Annotated in this window: 17 protein-coding genes and 2 pseudogenes; 13 read left to right on the top strand and 6 right to left on the bottom strand. The window is 69.9% G+C overall.

The window, feature by feature from the left end; genetic code table 11:
* Positions 1-97 precede the first annotated feature (97 nt).
* The 8 genes from FNH04_RS03080 to FNH04_RS03045 all read left to right on the top strand — a co-directional run bounded on the left by FNH04_RS03080 (position 98) and on the right by FNH04_RS03045 (position 9,288).
* Positions 98-370, top strand: coding sequence for a phosphopantetheine-binding protein (locus FNH04_RS03080; RefSeq protein WP_152780025.1), 273 nt, complete (start codon positions 98-100; stop codon positions 368-370).
* Complete coding sequence (locus tag FNH04_RS03075; protein ID WP_322722536.1) at positions 367-1,530, top strand: acyl-CoA dehydrogenase family protein; 1,164 nt, start codon at positions 367-369, stop codon at positions 1,528-1,530. The genes FNH04_RS03080 and FNH04_RS03075 overlap by 4 nt, the downstream gene beginning before the upstream one ends.
* 52 nt (positions 1,531-1,582) lie before the next feature.
* Entirely contained in the window at positions 1,583-2,572 is a 990-nt protein-coding gene (locus tag FNH04_RS03070; RefSeq protein ID WP_152780023.1) for a glycosyltransferase, read from the top strand.
* A gap of 201 nt (positions 2,573-2,773) precedes the next feature.
* Positions 2,774-3,226, top strand: coding sequence for a YbhB/YbcL family Raf kinase inhibitor-like protein (locus FNH04_RS03065; protein WP_152780021.1), 453 nt, complete (start codon positions 2,774-2,776; stop codon positions 3,224-3,226).
* A 381-nt stretch (positions 3,227-3,607) separates the two neighbouring features.
* On the top strand, positions 3,608-6,034 hold the full coding sequence (locus tag FNH04_RS03060; protein WP_152780019.1) for a SpoIIE family protein phosphatase: 2,427 nt from the start codon (positions 3,608-3,610) through the stop codon (positions 6,032-6,034).
* 204 nt (positions 6,035-6,238) lie between these two features.
* A complete protein-coding gene (locus FNH04_RS48875; protein WP_322722535.1) occupies positions 6,239-6,772 on the top strand; it encodes a 2,4'-dihydroxyacetophenone dioxygenase family protein in 534 nt (177 codons plus the stop codon).
* A 130-nt stretch (positions 6,773-6,902) separates the two neighbouring features.
* Positions 6,903-8,015, top strand: coding sequence for a 2,3-butanediol dehydrogenase (locus FNH04_RS48870; RefSeq protein ID WP_322722534.1), 1,113 nt, complete (start codon positions 6,903-6,905; stop codon positions 8,013-8,015).
* 313 nt (positions 8,016-8,328) lie between these two features.
* Positions 8,329-9,288, top strand: a complete 960-nt coding sequence (locus FNH04_RS03045) for a helix-turn-helix domain-containing protein (protein ID WP_322722533.1) — start codon at positions 8,329-8,331, stop codon at positions 9,286-9,288.
* A gap of 10 nt (positions 9,289-9,298) precedes the next feature.
* On the opposite strand, the gene FNH04_RS47300 is transcribed toward FNH04_RS03045, so the two are convergent.
* On the bottom strand, positions 9,299-9,535 hold the full coding sequence (locus FNH04_RS47300) for a hypothetical protein (protein ID WP_228031020.1): 237 nt from the start codon (positions 9,533-9,535) through the stop codon (positions 9,299-9,301).
* Between the two features lie 223 nt (positions 9,536-9,758).
* Here FNH04_RS47300 and FNH04_RS03035 point away from each other — a divergent pair, with 223 nt between their 5' ends.
* Positions 9,759-10,961 (top strand): cytochrome P450, encoded by a 1,203-nt coding sequence (locus FNH04_RS03035; protein ID WP_152780016.1) that lies wholly within the window; start codon positions 9,759-9,761, stop codon positions 10,959-10,961.
* Positions 10,958-11,179 (top strand): ferredoxin, encoded by a 222-nt coding sequence (locus FNH04_RS03030; RefSeq protein ID WP_152780014.1) that lies wholly within the window; start codon positions 10,958-10,960, stop codon positions 11,177-11,179. The genes FNH04_RS03035 and FNH04_RS03030 overlap by 4 nt, the downstream gene beginning before the upstream one ends.
* 227 nt (positions 11,180-11,406) lie before the next feature.
* On the opposite strand, the gene FNH04_RS03025 is transcribed toward FNH04_RS03030, so the two are convergent.
* Positions 11,407-12,273: a class I SAM-dependent methyltransferase gene (locus FNH04_RS03025; protein WP_152780012.1), complete on the bottom strand. Its 867-nt coding sequence runs from the start codon at positions 12,271-12,273 to the stop codon at positions 11,407-11,409.
* Positions 12,274-12,416: 143 nt separating this feature from the next.
* Positions 12,417-13,010, bottom strand: coding sequence for a helix-turn-helix domain-containing protein (locus FNH04_RS03020; protein ID WP_152780010.1), 594 nt, complete (start codon positions 13,008-13,010; stop codon positions 12,417-12,419).
* Positions 13,011-13,460: 450 nt separating this feature from the next.
* On the opposite strand from FNH04_RS03020, the gene FNH04_RS03010 reads away from it, so the two are divergent.
* Positions 13,461-15,128, top strand: coding sequence for an MFS transporter (locus FNH04_RS03010; protein ID WP_152780008.1), 1,668 nt, complete (start codon positions 13,461-13,463; stop codon positions 15,126-15,128).
* A 98-nt stretch (positions 15,129-15,226) separates the two neighbouring features.
* Here the strand turns inward: FNH04_RS03010 and FNH04_RS47295 are convergent.
* Positions 15,227-15,346, bottom strand: a pseudogene (locus FNH04_RS47295) (AraC family transcriptional regulator); the annotation flags it as partial.
* 20 nt (positions 15,347-15,366) lie between these two features.
* Between FNH04_RS47295 and FNH04_RS03000 the strand changes: the two are divergent.
* A pseudogene (locus FNH04_RS03000) lies at positions 15,367-15,570 on the top strand (zinc-binding dehydrogenase); the annotation flags it as partial.
* 79 nt (positions 15,571-15,649) lie between these two features.
* Positions 15,650-16,351 (top strand): hypothetical protein, encoded by a 702-nt coding sequence (locus FNH04_RS02995; RefSeq protein WP_152780006.1) that lies wholly within the window; start codon positions 15,650-15,652, stop codon positions 16,349-16,351.
* Positions 16,352-16,372: 21 nt separating this feature from the next.
* On the opposite strand, the gene FNH04_RS02990 is transcribed toward FNH04_RS02995, so the two are convergent.
* Together FNH04_RS02990 and FNH04_RS02985 are read right to left on the bottom strand one after the other, a co-directional pair.
* A complete protein-coding gene (locus FNH04_RS02990) occupies positions 16,373-18,040 on the bottom strand; it encodes an amidohydrolase (protein ID WP_152780004.1) in 1,668 nt (555 codons plus the stop codon).
* A 34-nt stretch (positions 18,041-18,074) separates the two neighbouring features.
* Positions 18,075-19,598 carry an APC family permease gene (locus FNH04_RS02985; RefSeq protein WP_152780002.1) on the bottom strand — a complete coding sequence of 508 codons (1,524 nt, stop codon included), beginning with the start codon at positions 19,596-19,598 and terminating at the stop codon, positions 18,075-18,077.
* Positions 19,599-19,633: the final 35 nt, after the last annotated feature.

Below are 19,633 nucleotides of genomic sequence, written 5' to 3'. Positions count from 1 at the left end.
AAAGGCCCGCGGGCTGCGGGCATGTCCATCTGTTTTCGCCGTGGCATGTGACTGATTCCACGGCTGATGACCCGTGCACGGGGCGAAGGAGTAAGCAGTGGTTCGAGAATGGGACGAACACTTCGACGGGTTGATGCGGCAAGTGCTGAAAGGGTTGCCTGCCGGTGCAGAGATTGTCCCCGACCTCGACCTGGCCGCGCAGGGTGTGGACTCGATGGCCATCGTGGAGCTGATAGTCCAGGTTGAGGAGACATACGGAATCGTGTTCCCTGACGAGGCGATTCATCCGGAGACCTTTGCCACACCTTCCGCGTTGTGGAAGGCCATCAGCGGTCAGATCTCCCCCGAGAGGTCGGGGGAGGGCCTGTGAACGGTCGACTGGTGCCCCCGGAGTTGCTGGAAGTCCTGCGCAGTAACGCCGATCGCACCGACCGGGAGGCGGTGTTCCCGACCGACAGCCTCCAGGTTCTGCGTGACAGCGGCCTCATGGGACTCAACGTGCCATCAGAGTACGGAGGACACGGCGCGTCTCTTCGGGAGGTCACGAAGGTCGCCCGTGCCCTCGCTCCGGCTTGTCTCTCCACTGCGATGATCTGGGCCATGCACATCTCGCAGGCGGACGGGGTGATCCGCCATGCGAAGAGCGAACTCAAGTCGGAACTCCTGCCGCGTATCGCGGCAGGTGAGGAATACCTGGCTTCGGTGACCACGGAGGGCGGCCGGGGCTCCGACCTGTTCACCGCCGATACGGCACTGACCGTCGACAACGGGCGGGCATCTTTTTCCGGGCGGCGTGCCCCGGTGGTGACCGGAGGGGCGCAGGCGGACGGTTTCCTGCTGACGCTGAGGGCGGACGCGGAGGCCAAACCCCACGAAGTCACTCTGCTGTACGCCCGGCGGGGGCAGCTCACGCTGACCCGAAGCGGCAACTGGGACCCGATGGGCATGCGCGGGACGGAGAGCTTCGGCTGGGAGATATCCGGTGAGGTCCCGGCCGGGAACATCGTGGGAGAAGCGGGGAAATTCCGCAGCGTCGCCTGGGACAGCATGGTTCCGACCGCGCACATAGGTTGGTCGGCCTGCTGGCTGGGAGCCGCTGAGGGCGCTTATCGCGAGCTCCTCCGCTGGCTGCGAGCGCCGGGCCGGAAGGGCGGTCCGGACACACGCTCCGAACTGCTGCGAGAGCGACTGGGGCGGATCCGGGTGGATCTCGACCTGGTGAGCGCGTACTTGACCCGGGTCTGTGACTACGTCGAGGAAGCACGTGCGAAGGAGGCTTCGTTGTCCTCGCCGCGCTCTCAACTACGGCTGAACTCCCTGAAACTCGCCGCGTCGGAACTGACCTTCAGCGCCGTGGACGCGATGCTGCAGACGGCGGGCATGGGCCTGGGTTACACACGCTCAGCGCCGCTTGCTCTTGAGCGGACCTTCCGCGACCTGCGTTCGGCGCGGCTGAATCACTCCAACGACCGGATGTGGCCGGCTACCGGAGCCCTTTCACTGCTGGATACCGAGGTCGATCTCCTCTAAGCAGACAGGTTTCGGCATTGGCCGACCGCGGCCCAGAGCGGAGGATCAGGGAGTGCGGCCCCAGCTCAGCGTGATCGTACCCTTCCACAATGTTGAACGCTATTTTGCAGAGTGTCTCGAATCGATTGCAGGTCAGACCTTTGACGACTTTGAAGTCGTCTTGGTCGATGATGGATCAACGGATGTCAGCTGTGAAATAGCTTCGGATTTTGTTCAGAAAGACAGTAGGTTCCGGCTGATCTGTCAGCGGCAAGCCGGTGTTGGTGCGGCACGCAACGCGGGGATTCGACAGGCGAGGGGCCACTATTTGTCCTTTGCCGACGCCGACGACATCGTAGCCGGGACCGCCTACGAATACTTGATCGGATCACTGCGGCGATCTGGGTCGGAGATGGCCTGCGGAGGGGTGCAGAGGTTCAACAGTGAGCGCACTTGGCCCTCATCCCTGCACCACGGGATATTCGATGAGGAGGCCATTGGTACGCACATCACCAGGGCGCCGGAACTTCTGGGGGACAGGACGGTCTGGAACAAGGTGTATCGTCGGTCCTTCTGGGACCGGCACGGGTTCAGATTCCCCCACCACCTGATGGAGGACGCGCCGGTCGCCGTACCGGCCCACGTCCTTGCCCGGGGCGTCGACGTACTTCCCTCCGTCGTCTACTTCTGGCGTGTGCGGGATGACGGGCCCCAGTCCATCACGCAGCGACTCTTCGAGCCGACCGTACTGGCTGGTCGGATGATGCAAGTACGCACCGTCGCTGATTTCCTCGCGGAGTACAGCCTGGATTTGAAGAAGGCATACGACGTGGTCGCCCTGGAACACGACGTATTCATCCTGCTGGTGGCGCTTCCTCATATTGATGAGACTCGTCGTTCCGAGATCCTCCGCTTCACGGAGTCATTCTTGAAGGATTCCGCAGAAGGCGCGGTGCACAAAATCGGTGCGGAGAATCGAAGATTCTACCGACTGCTGGCGGAGCGCAGGATTCCGGAGCTCATCCGGCTTGCGAAACTGAAACCCTACAGTACCTATCTCTGAAGTGAGGGGCCGCGGTGTTCCGCGCTGTCGTGCGGCGTCGGGGCGGTGCGCCGGGAACCCGGGCCCGCGCGAAGCGAGCGCAACGGTCGGTACGGGGCCCGTGCTGACCGACGCGCTGCTCGACGACGGCGACCTGGACGCCGCCCTGCGGGCCGCGGCTGTCACGGTACGCCCCCTCTTGATCCGGGTACCTCGGGCCACATGGCTGACATCGACATCAGAAGCAGTGCGTTCAACGACCATTCCTTCGTCCCGCGCCGGTACGCGCTGGAGGGGGAGAACGTCTCCCCTCCGCTGGTGTGGAGCGGTGCGCCGGACGACGCGGCTGAGCTCGTGTTGCTGTGCGAGGACCCCGATGCGCCGTCGGGAACCTTCGCGCACTGGATCGTGGTGGGCATCGATCCCCACAGCGGCGGTACGGAGCCGGGGCAGTGCCCGCCCGGTGGCACGGAACTCGTCAACGGCTTCGGGGAGCGGGGCTGGGGCGGCCCGCATCCCCCTCCGGGAGACGAAGCGCACCGGTACTTCTTCCGGCTCTATGCCATGGCGGAACCGTGCGTGCTCCCTGACGCCCCCAGCGCCGACCAAGTGCATCGGGCCGTCGAAGAGCAACAGCTCGCCAGCGGCACCCTCGTAGGGCTGTACCACCGCTGAACACCGGCTGAACACCGGCTGCGCGTCGGCTGCCGAGGCCGCGCGCGGCCGACGGACACCGCCGCTGTGGGGGCGCGGCCGTGGGCACGGGTCGACGAGTCGCCTCACGGTGACCACGGGCACGTCCACGCGTCCACGGCGCGCGACAGGTCTGGTGATGTTCTCGTAGGGCACCGCGTCGACCATCCGTCGGTGACCGTGCCCCTCTGGCCGACCGCCCTGCCCTCGGCCGCGCGGGGACCGGAATGCCCGGGCCGACGGACCGTAACCGTCCGACACCGTTGAGTGCCTGAGCCGCCGCGCCGCAGGTATCATCTATGGGGAAAATTACTATAAAACGCTCACATCCCTAGTCCGGCACGGATGTGCTCGAGGTGCAGGATGCGCGACATCACCTTCCGCGGCGTCGGTGAGTTCCCGGAGCCCGGGGGCGAGGCGGATGCCCTGCTGGACGCCCGCGCCCGAGTGGCGGCCTGGGGGCCGGGAGCCCGGCAGATGCTGGGCTACCCGGCGCGGGAGGTCCTCGGCCGTCGCGCGGACGAGCTCCTCTACGACCCGGCTGACGCGGCGGACATCGTCCGCTGGTGGGACGAGGGCGGCCGTCGGCGGTCGCTGGTGCTGCGGCGGCGAAGCGGGGAACCGCTGGAGGCCGAGGTCTGGGTCCGCTCCCTCACCTCTGTGACCGGTGAACGCCAGTGGCTCGTGCAGGCGGTCGGCGGGGAGGTGTTCCGCACATACGAGTTCGGGAGTGCCCTGCTGAAGGGACTGTTCACCGACTCGCCGTTCCATATCGACCTCTTCGACACACAGCTGCGGTTCGTCGCCCAGAACCTCACCGAGCGACGCGCCGGAGTGTTCCAGGGGGCCGAGTACTTCGGGCACACGATGCGCGAGATGGCCCCGCCCGGCCTGCTGGACTTCGATGCCCTGGAGGCGCGGCAGCGGCAGGTGCTGGAGACCGGTGAGGCCCTCATCGACACGGAGGTCGTCGGCCACCCCGTACCCAATTCGCCGCGCGAGTACGTGTGGTCGGAGTCCATCCTGCCCCTCAGGAACCCGTCCGGGACGCTGATCGCGCTGGCCCATGTGGTTTCCGACGTGACCCAGCGGGTCCGGTCCCGCGAGCGGCTGGTACTGGCGAACGAGGCCGCCACCCGGATCGGCACCACCCTGGACCTCTGGTGCACGGCCCGGGAACTGGCCGAGGTCGCGGTGCCGCACTTCGCCGACATCTGCTACGTCGACCTACTGGACTCCGTCTTCCCCGGTCCGGCGCCGACCGAAGACCGGCAGCCGCGTCGCCCGCTGCTCCGCCGGGCCGCGTACAGCGGAGGAGCCGAGGACTTGGGTCCGGACGGAGTCAGGACGGTGATGGTGGGCGACCCCGACGTGCCGGCGACGGCGCCCGGCTCGCCGTTCCTCGACGTCCTTGCGAAAGGCGAGTCCGTCCTCCTCGCGGACGAGCAGCTGCGCACCTGTCCCTCCGCCGTCCGCCCGTGCCGTTCGCCGGACGGCGGGCCGGACATCCACTCCTGGCTTCTTGTCCCCCTGCTCGCCCGGGGTGTCGCGCTCGGCACCGCCGTCTTCATGCGCTCCCGCAGCCCCCGGCGGTTCGAACCCGACGACGTGCTGCTGGCCGAGCAGATCGTGACCCGCGCGGCGGTGTGCGTCGACAACGCCAGCCGGTACCGCCGGGAGCGGACGACGGCACTGACCCTCCGGCGCAGTCTGCTCCCTCAGAGGCTGCCGTCACCCTCGGCGGTGCGGACGGCGTCCCGCTATCTGCCCGCGAGCGAGCACACAGGGCTGGGCGGCGACTGGTTCGACGTCATCCCCCTGTCCGGCGCCCGGGTGGCGCTCGTGGTGGGCGACGTGGTCGGACATGATCTGCAGTCCGCCGTGACCATGGGCCGACTGCGCAGCACCGTACGCACTCTCGCGGACCTCGATCTGTCCCCCGACGAGCTGCTCACCCACCTGGACGACCAGATGAACCGCTTCCTCGACGAGTGGGGCGACGAAGGGTCCCTGGTGACGGGAGCGACCTGCCTGTACGCGGTGTACGACCCGGTGTCGCGCGACTGCCGCCTGGCACGCGCCGGTCATCCGCCACCGGCGGTGGTGTCGGCGGACGGCGGTGTCGACTTCGTCGACCTTCCCGGCGGCCCGCCATTGGGCCTGGGCGGTGTCGTGTTCGAGGAGCGCGAGATCACGCTGGCCGACGGGGACCTCCTGGTCCTCTACACCGACGGACTACTGGAGTCTCGCGAACAGGATCTCGAGACCGGGCTGCGCCGCATGCGCGACATCCTCTCCCGCACTCCTCCGTCGGCCGCGCCGCAGGAGGTGTGCGACACGTTGATCCGTGAACTGCTTCCGCCGGGCCGTCAGGACGACGTGGCCGTCCTGACGGCCCGGATGAGCGGCCTGGATCCGGACTCTCATGTCACCTGGGAGATCGAGGCGCAGGACAAGATGGTCGGCCGGGCGAGGGAGCTGGTGGCGCGTCAGATGGAGTGGTGGGGGCTGGAGGAGGAGTCGTTCACCACCGAGCTGATCGTCAGTGAGCTGGTGACGAACGCGATTCGCCACGGCGGCGAGCCGATCACGCTGCGCCTGATCCGGGACCACAACCTGATCTGCGAGGTGTCGGACGGCAGCAGTACCTCCCCCCACGTGAGGCGGGCCCAGGACACGGACGAGGGCGGGCGCGGTCTCTACCTCATCACCCAGCTCACACAGGGCTGGGGGACTCGGTACGGCGAACGAGGCAAGACGATCTGGGCCGAGCAGCCGCTTCCCGGCTGACGATCGCCGAGGTGAGCTCCGGGTGGCGTCGGCGTTGCCCCTCCCCCTCCTCTTGGGCCGGACCCTCCGCGGCCGCCGGAAAGGGCCACCCGTGCGGCGCGGGCACGTCCCAAACAGGCAAACCGTGATGTCTCCCAGAGGAAAGACCCGTCCTCGGCTCTCGGGGTTCACTGTCGGCCACCCCCGACCACCAGGAGCCGAAACGTGCCCGAGGAAGCCAGGTCCGAATTCTGGAAGGGCCTCAAGCCGATCCAGAACTCCCTCAAGCCGGACGCACAGCCCGAGGTCTACCTGTCCCAAGTGGCCACCGACGACGACCGGTACTACGTGCCGTTCACCGAGACCGTCGGCTCACGCCCGCTGTGGATCAACGTCAAGGACAACTCGTGGGCCGACATCCTGCGAGCCAAGGAAGCGGGACTCGTCAACCGGCACTACCACCCGCACGAGGTGTTCGCGTACACGATCTCCGGTAAATGGGGCTACCTGGAGCGGCCCTGGACCGCGCAGGCAGGTGACTTCGTCTACGAGTCCCCGGGCGAGGGCCACACGCTGGTGGCCTATGAGAGCGACGAGCCGATGAAGGCGTTCTTCATCGTCAAGGGGCCACTGATCTGGCTGGACGAGAACGGCGGGACCAGCGGCTACTTCGACGTCCACGACTACATCGAGCTGTGCCGCGCGCACTACGAGAAGGTCGGCATCGGAGCCGACTACGTCAACTCACTGTTCCGGTGACCCCCGTCCTTCCGCTCGACCGAGGTTCCACGGTGCCCCGTATCTGTCTCCGTATCCGTACCGGTGTCCGGCCCGCCGCGGAAGCGCACGCAGCCGGGGACGGCGAAGCACGCCGCCATGAGGCCCGGCGGTGAAGGCCGCCGTCTGGTACGGGGCCAGGGACGTCCGCATCGCCGAGGTCGACGTTCCCGCACCCCGGCGCGGTGAGGTGCTCATCGAGGTGGCCTACTGCGGCATCTGCGGCAGCGACCTGCACGAGTACGCCGACGGGCCGCACGCCATCCCGGTCTCCGAGCCGCATCCGGCCTCCGGCGCGACAGCTCCGCTCGTCCTCGGCCACGAGTTCTGCGGGACGGTGGCGGCCCTCGGTCCGTCGGTGACCGGCCTCTCCATCGGCGACCGAGTGGCGGTCGAGCCGAACTACCGGTGCGGGGCATGCCCACGGTGCCGGGCCGGCGAGTACAACATCTGCCGGCACTTCGGGTTCGCCGGGCTGATGGGGAACGGCGGCATGGCCGAGTACGCCGCCATCCCCGCCTACATGGCGCACCGCCTCCCCGAGACCGTGTCGCTGGAACAGGCCGCGCTCTTCGAACCGGCCTCGGTCGCCCTGCACGCACTGCGGCGCGCCGGCACCACACCCGAGACGGTGGCCGTCGTCGGCCTGGGACCCGTCGGCCTGCTCACCGTCCTGCTCGCCGCGGGCCGCAAGGTGCGGCGGATCGTCGCCGTCGACGTGTCCCCGGCCCGCCTGGAACTCGCGGCCGGCCTCGGCGCCACCGACCTGATCGACGCCCGCCGGGAGGAAGGCGCCGGAGAGCGGATCCGCGAGTCGGCCGGCGGTGAGGGCGTCGACGTCGCCTTCGAGGTGGTCGGCTCCGAGGCCGCCCTGCGCACCTGCCTGGCCGCGACCCGGCGCGGCGGTCGGGTCGTCCTCGTCGGCCTGGCCCGGGAGGTGTCGCTGGACGCCTTCGCACTGGTCAACAACGAGCAGTCGATCGTCGCCAGCGTCGGCTACCGCGACACCTATCCGGAACTCATCCGGCTCGTCGCGGAGCACGGCCTGGACCTGACACCGGTCGTCACCTCGACGATCGCCCTCGACGACCTGGTCACCACCGGCTTCGAGGCACTGCTGGACGGCCCGGGACACCAGGTCAAGATCCTGGTCGACCCAGCGGCCCACCGCACCGGGGCACCAGCCCCCCGGCTCCCCGCCGACCGAACGGCAACCCGAGGATGAACCGAACGGCAACCCGAGGATGACCGACTCGTAGTGGCCGACCGCGGCGCCCCAGCGCGCACGTGACGCGGCCGCGGCACCGGGGTACGCTCAACGACCCGGCGAGAACGGCAGGCGCAGCCGACGGCCCTCATGGCAGAGCGCCCGGCACGGCACCGCAGTCGCTCACTCTCCTGCCGGTGGCTGTACCCACCTTCGCGGCGGCTTCGACTCGTCGTCGCCGCGGCATGCCGGCCCCGTACCGCACCGATCATGGACGGAACGGAACGGAACGGAACGGACCGGACAGGACCGGACCGGAAAGGAGACTCGGGTGTCCCTGCCCATCGTCTCCCGCGTGTCCACGGAGTCGGTCGATCCGGCTGACCGGATCGACTTCTGGGAGGAGCACAACCGACGGGCCCTGGTGGGCTTGACCTGCTCGTCCTACTCGCAGCAGGGTCTGCTGGCCACACAGGCGAACATCGAACTGGGTGGCCTGCGACTGGCCGACATCGCCGGCAACGAGCACGTCATCGAACGGACCCCGCGAACCTGTCAGGCACTGCCGAAGGACTCGGTCTTCGTCTCGTTGATGACAGGCGGCCGGGGGGTGTTCTTCCAGGAGGGCGGCTGCCTCACCCTGCAGGCGGGCGACCTGATCCTCTACGACACGCGCCGGTCGTACCTGTTCGGTTTTCCTTCCCCCATGCGCCAGCTGCTGGTGGACATCCCCCGCGAGGTGTTCACCACACGGTGTGCCTCCGGCGAGGTGTCGGCGCCGATGCTGTTCGGCAGGGGTTCGGCGGCCGAGGGCGCGCTGGCTTCCGCGCTGGGGGCGGTACTCGCCGACTGGGCCACGGGGCGCGGGAGCGATGATTCGGTGAGCACCGAGGCCACTGTGCTGGACCTCGTCCGTACGCTGACCGCGGCGAGGCTGGGTGGCGGTTCCGCTCCGCCCGCCGCGCTCTCCCGGCTGGCCGTGGCCAAGGACTACATAGACCGGCACCTGGCCGACCCGGGACTGAGCGCAGGGCAGGTCGCCGAGGCGATCGGAGTGTCGGCCCGGCACCTCAGCCGCGTCTTCCAGCCGACCGGGGTGAGCCCCTCCCGCCACATCCTCGAACAGCGGCTGGCCAAGGCCCGCGAGGAACTCGCCGATCCGGGCTCCCGCCACCTGACGATCGCCGAAGTCGCCCACCGCTGGGGCTTCGCCAGCCAGGCCCACTTCACCCGGGTCTTCCGGAGACGTTTCGACCGGACTCCCGGCGAGACGCGCTCGGCCCTTACCTGAAGGCCATGCTCTACGGAATTCCATGGAGCATGACCGCGCCGCCTGCGGCCACGGCCCGGATGCCCGCGACCAGCCCTTCGCGCTGGGCGTGCTTTCTGTCCCGCGCGCGCTGAGTGCAGGCTGACACGATCGCCCACCAGATGTCGCGACGCCGCTGCGGAGCGCCCTCGCGCCGGACATATCCCTGCTGGGCCAGGAAGTTCACCTCCTCGGACAGCAACAGGTCGACGAGCACGCGCGCTGTCATCCTCGGCATCCCCGACCTGACCGCCAGCTCGGTGATCCATGCCGCCAGTATTGCCTTCGCCATCATCCATTGCAACGCGTCGTTGCATTCGGCGTCAGTGTCATTGCATCAATTTGCCGCCGTTCACCTGGGGAAGCGCCTTTAGATGCATTGACGGCGCCATGAATGCAACGTAGCTTTCGATCTCCGTCAAACACGTAGTATCGCGAGATGAGGAATGGTCATGAGTGAGTCCGTCCACACCGTCACGACGCTGCCGACGGAGCGTCGGTCCGGCTTACCCTTCGACCCGCCGGCGGAGCTGCTCGACGCCCGTCGGCACGGCCCCATCAGCCGCTGCACCCACCCCGGCGGAAAACCTGGCTGGCTGATCACCGGGTACGACCTGGTCAGGTCGGTCCTGGCCGACTCGCGGTTCAGCTCGCGCAAGGAGCTCATGAACGTGGTCGACTTCGAGCTTCCTCCGGCGCCGCCCGGCGAGTTCCTCCTCATGGACGAGCCGCAGCACGGGCGCTATCGCAAGCCGCTGGTGGGCAAGTTCACGGTACGGCGGATGCGACTGCTCACCGAGCGCATCGAGCAGATCACCGTCGACTGCCTGGACGCCATGGAGAAGGCCGGGCCGCCGACGGACCTGGTGACCGCGTTCGCCAAGCCCATCCCCACCATCGTCATCTGTGAGCTGCTGGGGGTGCCTTACCAGGACCGGGGCTCCTTCCAGGAACAGATCGACACGTTCATGGGAGGGGCGACAAGCGATGAGGAGCTGATAGCGGCCTATACCGCGACGCAGGAGTACCTCGCGGAGCTGGTGGCCGCCAAGCGCGCGAACCCCACCGACGACGTGCTCAGCGAACTCACCGACAGCGATCTGACCGACGAGGAGCTGCGGGGGATCAGCCTGATCCTGCTGGCCGCCGGATTCGACACCACCGCGAACATGCTGTCCCTCGGCACCTTCGCGCTGCTGCAGAACCCGGCGCAACTGGCCGCGCTGCGCGCCGACCCCTCGCTCACCGACCGGGCCGTGGAGGAGCTGCTGCGGTATCTGAGCGTCGCCAAGACGTTCATGAGGACGGCCCTCGAGGACGTCGAGCTGGGCGGCCAGACCATCAAGGCCGGCACGACGGTCGTCCTGTCGTACAACACCGCCAACCGCGACCCCGAGCGCTTCGCCGACCCGCACGTGCTCGACCTCCGGAGGCAGGACGCGGGCGGGCACCTGGCCTTCAGCCACGGCATCCACCAGTGCCTGGGGCAGCAGCTGGCCCGCGTCGAGATGCGGGTCGCGTTCCGCGCGCTGATCGACCGGTTCCCCACGCTGCGCCTTGCCGTACCGGCTGAAGAGGTCGGCCTGCGCCCGGAGACCGCGGACATCTACGGGGTGAAGAGCCTCCCGGTCACCTGGGACAAGGAGGAGTCATGAGGACGCCGCGCCTGCGCGTCGACCGTGAGCGCTGCATCGGCGCCGGGATGTGCGCCCTGACCGCCCCCGAGGTCTTCGACCAGGATCCCGACGACGGCCTCGTGCTCCTGCTGCACGGCGAGCCGTCCACCGACCATCGCGCGGCCGCACGGATGGCCGCCGGGGTCTGCCCCTCCGGGGCGATCACCCTCCATGAGCCGGAATCCAGCGGCTCCTGACGCCGGGACGACCGCCCGGCTCGGCGCGAGGGCCAGGACCGGGGCCGGGGTCAGGGCCCCCTCAAGGGGGCGCAGGACAGGGGCGCCGTCCCGGTACGGCCTGGGCCGGCTCCCGCTCCCGGGTCGCCTGACGCAGCAGAACCCTGGGCCAGGGCGGCCTCGCGTCGGCCTCGCGTGGAGGAGGTGCGCCCCCGGCCCCTCCTCGTGGGCGGGCCCGCGCGGGGTGATCAGCGGCGTGCAGCCCATGCGGTGCGCTCGGTACGCATCGCGAGGTCGCTGCGACGCAGGACGCTGTGGGGGCCGTCGGTGTCGAGCAGCCGGTCGAGCGCGGCGACGTCGTCGGGGGAGAGCGCCTCGGCGACGGTGCCGCGCAGGCGCTGCAGACTGCGCAGGGCGTAGCGGCCGATGGCCTCGGAGTGAGCGCGATCGGTGCTCACGGTGATGGTCCGTCGGTCCTCGACGGTGAATCCGGCGGCGGACAGCATCGGACCCCAGTCGGCGCCACGGTGGGGAACGTGCTCGGCGTGGTGGCGGTCGCCGGCGGCGTGACAGCGTTCTTCGAGGCCGGGCGCGTCCTCCGGGGCCTCCTCGGGCAGAAAGCGGGGGAAGCCGGCCAGCTCGACGACGGCGAACAGCCCGCCGGGCGCAAGCGTTCGGTGGACTTGGCGCAGGGTGTGATCGGGGTCGGCCATGTGGTGCATGGAGGCCGATGCCCACACGAGTCCGGGGCTGCCGAGATCGGGCCAGACGGCGTCGAGATCAGCTTGGAGGGTGCGTACCCGGTCCGCCACTCCGCCCGCCTCCGCCTTCTCCCGCAGACGGTGCAGGTGGCCTGCGGACGAGTCGACCGCGGTCACCTCCGCGTCGGGGAAGCGTAGGAGCAGGGCGAGCGTGCCGGCCCCCGTGCCGCACCCCAGATCGACGATGTGACGCGGGCTGCTGTCGACGGGCAGCCATTCGGTGAGGGAGGCGGTGTGCTCGGCGAGCACTTCCGCGTCCAGGTCGAGGATCTCCGACTGGTCGACGGTGCTGTGCCCGTGCTGGTGGCCGGGGTGTGCGCCGTGGTGTGCCGTGTGCGGCGAGAGGGGGTTCATGCGCCTCACGCTAGGTCGATCACGCGCTGGTGGCTCCTCAGGTTTCGCACTGCGCAAGACGATGACCTCTTCGGCTGCCGAAAGCGCAAGCGGCTCTCGGTCGGTGGGGCGACGCTGCTGGTCACTGTGTAGTCACTGAGTGGTCACTGGGGTGGGCGGCTCGTCTTGCCGGCGTCTTCTCCGCGGTGGTGGCCGCGACGGGCGTCGCGGTCGAAGATGCCCAGGATCTCGCACGGTCCCCCGTCGGCGCCGATGGCGTGCGGGAGCATCGTGGGGAACTCGGCCGCCTGGTTCGTCTCGACTCTGAAGCGCCTGTTGCCCAGGAGCAGCGTCGCGGTGCCGGACAGGACGACGAGCCATTCACGGCCGGGGTGGGCGCGCATACGCGAGGGGTTGTCCGGCGGTGGGTCGGTCATGCGTTGGCGCACGACGGTCATGCCGGGCTCCGCCTTGATGGGCCAGCGCATCAGCCCATGCGTCGCGTCGACCATCGGGTGGGAGATGACGTCGTCCGTGGCGGTCTCGACCAGCTGGTCCAGAGAGGTGTCCAGGGCTCGGGCGAGGGTGACGAGCTGGTCCAGGGCCAGGCGGCGCCGGCCGTTCTCGATGCGGCTGAGCGTGGACTGGCTGACCCGGGCGCGTGCGGCCAGTTCCTCCAGGGACCAGCCCTGCGCCACGCGCAGGGCGCGGATCCGTTTGCGTACCAGGCTGTCCAGCTCACCGCTTTCTTGCGTCATGGGCAACATCGTATGCCTCTTCCGCAAGGCGGGCCTACGGTCGTCGCAGAGCCCGTGTTCGGGTCCCCCTCAAGCGAAGGAAAGGGCGTGTCCCATGCCGGTGACCTCTGTCGGGACCGTGGCGGGCAAGCCGCCGGATGAGATCGTTCCGGGGGCGTGGGTGGCCGGCGACGCCACGGACCTGACCGCGCGTGCAGGCGCCTGAGCCGCGGTCGGCGCCCTGGCCGGGGCGCACATGAACGCGGACCTGGCCGCCGCCGACACCGAGTCGGCCCAGGCGGCCCTCGCCGCCGCCCGGCGCGGCATCGCTCACGTCTGAGCACCCCCAGCTGTACCGGCCCTCGTAACCGCCACGCACGCGGGGCCCGCGCCGATCCACTCACCCGGCGCCATGCCGGTGAGTGAGCGCCGACTTCCCCCTGCCTGCTTCACGTGCTTCTGAGAGGAACGATGAGTACGAACCAGCCTGCCCGCACGAGTGCTGACCCGAGGAGCGCCGCCGCCGGCGAAGGTGTGCCGGACGCGCACCAGCGGCGCACGATCCTGATCACTGTCTGTGTCGCGTTGATGGCCGTCATCGCCTCGGTGTCCGGGCTCAACGTCGCCCAGCCCGACCTCGCCGTCGCCTTCGGCGCCTCGCAGAGCACGATCCTGTGGATCATCAACGTCTACACCCTGACCCTGGCCGCGCTCCTCCTGCCGCTCGGCGCGGTCGGAGACCGCTTCGGCCGCAAGCCCGTACTGCTCACCGGCCTGACCGTCTTCGGCCTCGCCAGTGCGGCAGCCGGACTCGCCCCCTCGGCGGAAGTCATGCTCGCCGCACGCCTGTTCAGCGGCGTGGGCGCGGCGATGATCATGCCCATCACTCTCGCCGTCATCACCTCGACCTTCCCCGAGGAGGAACGGGGACAGGCGATCGGTGTGTGGACCGGTGTGGCCGGCGGTGGCGGCATCCTGGGCATGTTCCTTTCGGCCGCCCTGGTCGACGTGGCGAGCTGGCGGTGGCTGTTCGTCCTGCCTGTCGCGCTCACCGTCGTCGCTCTCACCATGACGCTGCGCTGCGTCCCCGACTCCCGCGAGACGTCCGGGCACACGTTCGACACCGTCGGCGCGTTGACCTCCGTCGTCGCCGTGGTCGGACTCATCTTCGTCCTTCAGGAAGGGCCCGAGCGGGGATGGACGGCCCCCGCGACCTTGCTCGGCCTCGCCGTCGGCCTCGTCGCCGCCATCGGCTTCGTGGTCTGGGAAGTGCGCCGCCGGGATGCCGCGCTCCTGGACGTGCGCCTGTTCGGCGAACGCGGTCTGGCCGGCGGCTCGATCACGCTCCTGGGGGTCTTCGGGGTCCAAGCGGGCATCTTCGTGGTCCTCTTCCCGTTCCTCCAGGCCGTTCTCGGCTGGTCGGGGCTGCTGTCCACACTGGCGCTCATGCCCATGGCCGTGCTGATGATGGCGACCTCCGGCCTCGCCCCGCGACTCGCTGCGCGTGTCGGTCCCACAGCGACCATGGCGACCGGAATCCTCCTCTCCGGCGCAGGACTTGCTCTCATGGCCGCCCTCGTCTCCGTCGACGGCGGTTACCCCTCCGTCCTTCCCGGCATGCTCGCCATGGGCATCGGCATGGGCCTGTCGATGACACCCGCCACCGAAGCCATCACCAGCGCTCTGCCCAGCCGGCGCCAGGGCGTCGCGTCCGCACTCAACGACGTCACCCGGGAATTCGGCACCGCGCTCGGTGTCGCCCTCCTCGGAGCGCTCCTGTCCGCCGGCTACCGCGACGCCATCGACTCCCGGCTCGATGGCGTTCCACAGGGTGCCGCCGACACCGCACGCGAAGGCGTCGCCAACGCCATCGAGGCCGCGAACGGGGCAGGCTCACACACGCGGGCGCTGGTCCGCGCCGCCCGGGAGTCCTTCGTCGATGGCTGGCAGCAGGCCATGTGGGCAGGCGTCGCCGTCATGGCCGTTCTCTTCTTCCACGTCCTCGCCCGAGGCCCGCGACGCACGATCCCCGCGCCGGTGAACGGAACGGAAGCAGCCGCCGCGCCAGGCGGTGAAGGCGGCGGCGCAGCCGATGCGCGGGGCCGCGGACAGGGCGCGGAACGTCCGGTCGGTCCGTAAGCGTGTGCTGAGGTGGTCGGCGCCCGAGGCGGTCAGGGCCGGGAACCGGGCGAGGCCGATGGTGCCGACCGCGTCGGCCCGCAAGGAACGACCGCGGCTCAGCCGGAGTCGACCTTCCAGCCCTCCGCCCGGAACGTCCGCCGACAAGCCGGCGGTGACACCCCGATGGCCGCGTGGAGGTGCTGTCGAAGGGACGTGCCCGTGGCGAAGCCCACGCGACAACGAGGCCGACTAGAGGAAGGCCGCCGAACTGGGCGTTCGGCTGGACGGGATGCTCGTGGAGGCCGACCACGCGGGCATGCGCGCCATCGCGGAACTCGTCGAGGAAGGCAGGCTCCGCGCCCCCATCGGCGCGACCTTCCCGCTCGCCGAGGCCGCCAAGGCACACGCCCACGGGGAGACGGGCCGCACCACGGGGAAGATCGTCCTCGTCGTGCGCTGAGCCACCTCGCCAGGAGCCCGGCATCGCGCCGGGCCCGGGCGGACTCGTCGACCAGGTCCGATCACTAGGGTGCGGAGACATGATGCCGTTCAAGCGCTCTGTCGACGACCTGCCGGGCGATCCCCGGCGCCTGACCCTGGAGTACCACCTTTCGCAGCACGTGAGCCCCGAGGGAGACCGTGACGGCCTCGACGAGTGGACGGTGTCCCCACGCGTGGAACGGTTCAAGGAGAGGACCGCGGGCGGCGTCATCGGCTCCATGACGCTTTTCCGCCTGCGTCACGACGACCGGTTCAGCCCCTTCCCGTGGGCCGATGCGCAAACGTACGACGAGGATCTCTTCCATCTGGTCCTCGGTCTCTACGACCTGGGCAACGGCGGCTACCGGCAGGCGTTCCGTGACAGCGTGGTGTCCTCCGACGGGGACCTGCTCGTCCTCTACGACATCCGACTGGACAGCGCCTGGCGCGGCTTCGGGCTGGGGCCGATCCTCGCATCCCAGGCGATCTGGGCCCTGGCTGACGGGTGCAGCGCCGTTACCGTGGCGACGCACATCAGCGAGTACGCCGGGGACGAGCGTCGTTCGCCGACCCACGAACAGTGGACGCGGGCCAACGAGAAGATCACGGCACTGTGGGAGAGCATCGGCTTCCGGCGCCGCGCCAACCCGCTCGGTCATCTCCTGGACCCCGGGACCACGGAGGCCCGCGACCTGCGGAACGAGCAGCGAAAGAAGTTCGACGCGCTCGCCGACGCCTATCGCGCGGCCCTCCGCGGCTGACTCGACGGCCATGACCCGGGCTCAGGCGTCGGGTGCCGCGTGGACGCGTCGCCCGTCGACGAAGGTCTCCAGGACGCGGGTGGCGGCGATCTCCTCGGGCGGGCCCGCGAACGGGTCACGGTCGAGGACGACGAGGTCGGCCGACTTGCCGGGGGTGATGCTGCCGGTGGTGCCGTCAAGATGGTTCACGTAGGCGCTGCCCGCCGTGTACGCGGCGATGGCGGCCCCCAGGTCGAGGCGCTGCTCCGGCAGGAAGACCGGGGTGCCCTCGGGCGCGGCGGGGGCGATCCGGTTGACGGCGACATGGATGGCCTGCAGCGGATCGGGGCTGCTGACCGGCCAGTCGCTGCCCGCGGCGAGCGTCGCGCCCGCGCGCAGCAGATCGCCGAAGGGGTACTGCCGTGTCCCGCGTTCCGCGCCGAGGAAGGGCAGGGTCAGTTCGTCCATCTGCGGTTCGTGGGCGGCCCACAGCATCTGCAGGTTGGCGCTCGCGCCCAGCGTGCGGAAACGCGGAATGTCGTGGGGGTGGACGACCTGGAGGTGCGCCAGGTGGTGCCGTGTGCCGCGCCATCCGTTGGCCGTACGGGCGGACTCCACGGCATCGAGCGCCTCGCGCACCGCGCGGTCACCGAGCGCGTGGAAGTGGACCTGGAAGCCGAGCGCGTCGAGTTCGGTGACGTACTTCCTCAGCTCTCCGGGCTCGACGAAGCTGATGCCGCTGTTCCCGGAGGCGCAGCCGCAGCCGGTCAGATACGGGTCGAGCAGGGCGGCGGTGTGGTTCTCGGTGATGCCGTCCTGCATGATCTTCACGGTGGTGGCGTGGAACCGGCCTCCGCTCAGCTCCCCACGACGGGCGGCGAGGTCGGCGATCTGCTCGGCACCTCGCTCGCGGTCCCACCACAGGGCGCCGACGACGCGGGCGGTGAGGAGACCCCGGTCGAGGGCCGCACGGTACGCGGGCGCCGGGTCGGTCATGTTGGTGTACGTGCCGATGATGGCGTCCTGCCAGGCGGTGACGCCGTGGGAGTGCAGTACGGCCTGGGCGCGCAGCAGGGCGGCGAGCTGTTCCCCGGGCGTGGGGTCCGGTACGAGTCGGCCCACGAGGTGGACCGCGCCTTCCTGGAGCATCCCGGTGGGGTTGCCCTCGGCGTCGCGCTCGATCCGGCCGTCGGCGGGGTCGGGGGTGCGGGAGTCGATGCCCGCGCGTTCCAGTGCCCGGCTGTTGACCCAGGCGCCGTGGTGGTCGCGGTTGGGCAGGAAGACGGGCCGGTCCGGGACGATCGCGTCGAGGGCGGCGGCCGTGGGGGAGCCGCCCGGGAACGCCTCCAGGGACCAGCCGCCGCCGGCGATCCACTCGACGTCCGGGTGCTCGTCCGCGTACGCCCTGATCCTGCGCAGGTACTCGGCCGGATCGACGGTGTCGCCGAGGTGGCACAGGCCGAGTTCGAGGCCCGCGCCCTGCGGGTGGACGTGGGCGTCCTGGAAGCCGGGCAGCAGCAGCTTCCCGGCGAGGTCGACGACCTCGGTGCGCGGGCCGATCAGCTCGTGCACCTCGTCGTGGCCGACGGCGGCGATCCGCCCGCCGCGCACGGCCACGGCGGTGGCGCGGCTGCGCGCGGGATCGACGGTGTGCACGGGGCCGCCCGTGAGGACGAGATCGGCCGGCCCCGTGACCCGGGTGTGCGACATGGGGGTGAACTCCATGGGGGGGGAGGGACGAGGGTCAGACCGCGGTGCGGTCCATCGGGAGGGCGAGGGCGTCGGCGTCGGTGCCGTGGCCGGTCGTGAAGTACGGCGAGTGCCGCACGTACTTGGCGACGGCCGCCATGCCGAGGCCGGCGAGCACGATCACGGCGGGCAGCGAGAACATGAACCAGCCGTTGTCCGGGCTCAGTTCGAAGTGGTCGCTCATGGTCAGGTACTGGTACCCGAGGTATCCGCCCAGGCTCAGCAGGGCCAGACCGGCCACGGCGGGCACGCCGACGGCGAGCAGCGCCTCGCGCGGTCCTTCGTGCCGCGCGGAGCGGAAGCGCACGGCGCAGGCGAGCGCGGTGAGGCCGTAGTAGAGGGCGACGATCAGGCCGATGGCGTTGACGGCGGCCAGCAGCATGTCGCTCAGCCTGGGCATCGCGACGGCGAGCAGGGCGATCACGGCGGCGACGGACATCACGACGACCGTGCCGGCGGCAGGGGTGCCGTACCGCGGGTGGACGCGGGTCCACAGCGGTCCCATGGTGCGGTCGCGGCCCATGGCGAGCAGTCCGCGTGCCGTGGGGATCAGGGTGGCCTGCACGGAGGCGAACGCGGAGAACATCAGCGCGACCAGGGGCAGGGTGGCCCAGGGCTCGGCGGCCAGTTTCTCCCCGAGGTACGGGAGGGCCTGGGGGCCGTTCCTGACGAGTTCGCCCAGGCTCATCTCCCGCTGGAAGGCGACCGAGGCGAAGAGGAACAGGCCGAGCATGGCGAAGAGGGCGATGAAACCTCCCCGGGCCGAGTCGCCCGGGCTCTTCGTCTCCTCGGTGACGCTGAAGGCCGCGTCCCAGCCCCAGAAGAAGAACACCGCCAGGACCATGCCCTGGGCGAAGGCGGTGCCACTGGTGATCTCGAAGGGGTTGAACCAGGAGAGGGAGAAGGCGTGGTCGCCGGTGACCAGGGCCCAGCCGCAGAAGCCCAGCAGCACCGCGTACTCGAAGACGAGCAGGGCGAACTGGAACCGGGCGGTGGCCCGCATCCCGGTGACGGCCATGGCCGTGAGGGCGACGAGGATCACCAGCCCGACCGCCGTGGTGACACCGGTGGACGTCGGATCGAGGGCGATGCCGGCGAGGCTGTGCAGGCCCGCCTTGTTGGCGAAGATCAGGACGACCGAGCCCATGATCGCGCTGGTGTAGGCGCAGAAGATGATCGAGCCGACCAGGGTGACCCAACCGGTCAGGAAGCCGGGCCAGGGGCCTAGGGACTTGCCGACCCAGACATAGCCGTTGCCCATGTTCGGTTCCGAGCGGTTGAGCCGGGCGTAGGCGGTGGCGATGCCGAGTACCGGCAGGAACGCCAGCAGCAGGAGCGCCGGGGCCTGAAGGCCCACGATGGTCGCGATCGTGCCCATGCCGATGGCGATGCTCGTGGTGGCCGCGGTGCTGGACGCCGCGATCGCGACGCCGTCGACGACGCCGAGGGAACGGCGCAGGACGGGGCCGGATCCGGCGGACGGGCTCGGCGGGGAGGACAGGGGCGGTGCGGACGACATGGAGGGCTCCTCGGGGGACGGAGGACGGGGAAGAG

Origin of the sequence: Streptomyces phyllanthi, from assembly GCF_009377205.1 — a bacterium.
GTDB lineage: Bacteria > Actinomycetota > Actinomycetes > Streptomycetales > Streptomycetaceae > Streptomyces > Streptomyces phyllanthi.
Note: the sequence above shows the minus strand (reverse complement) of the source record. Positions and strands in the feature narration are given on the sequence as shown.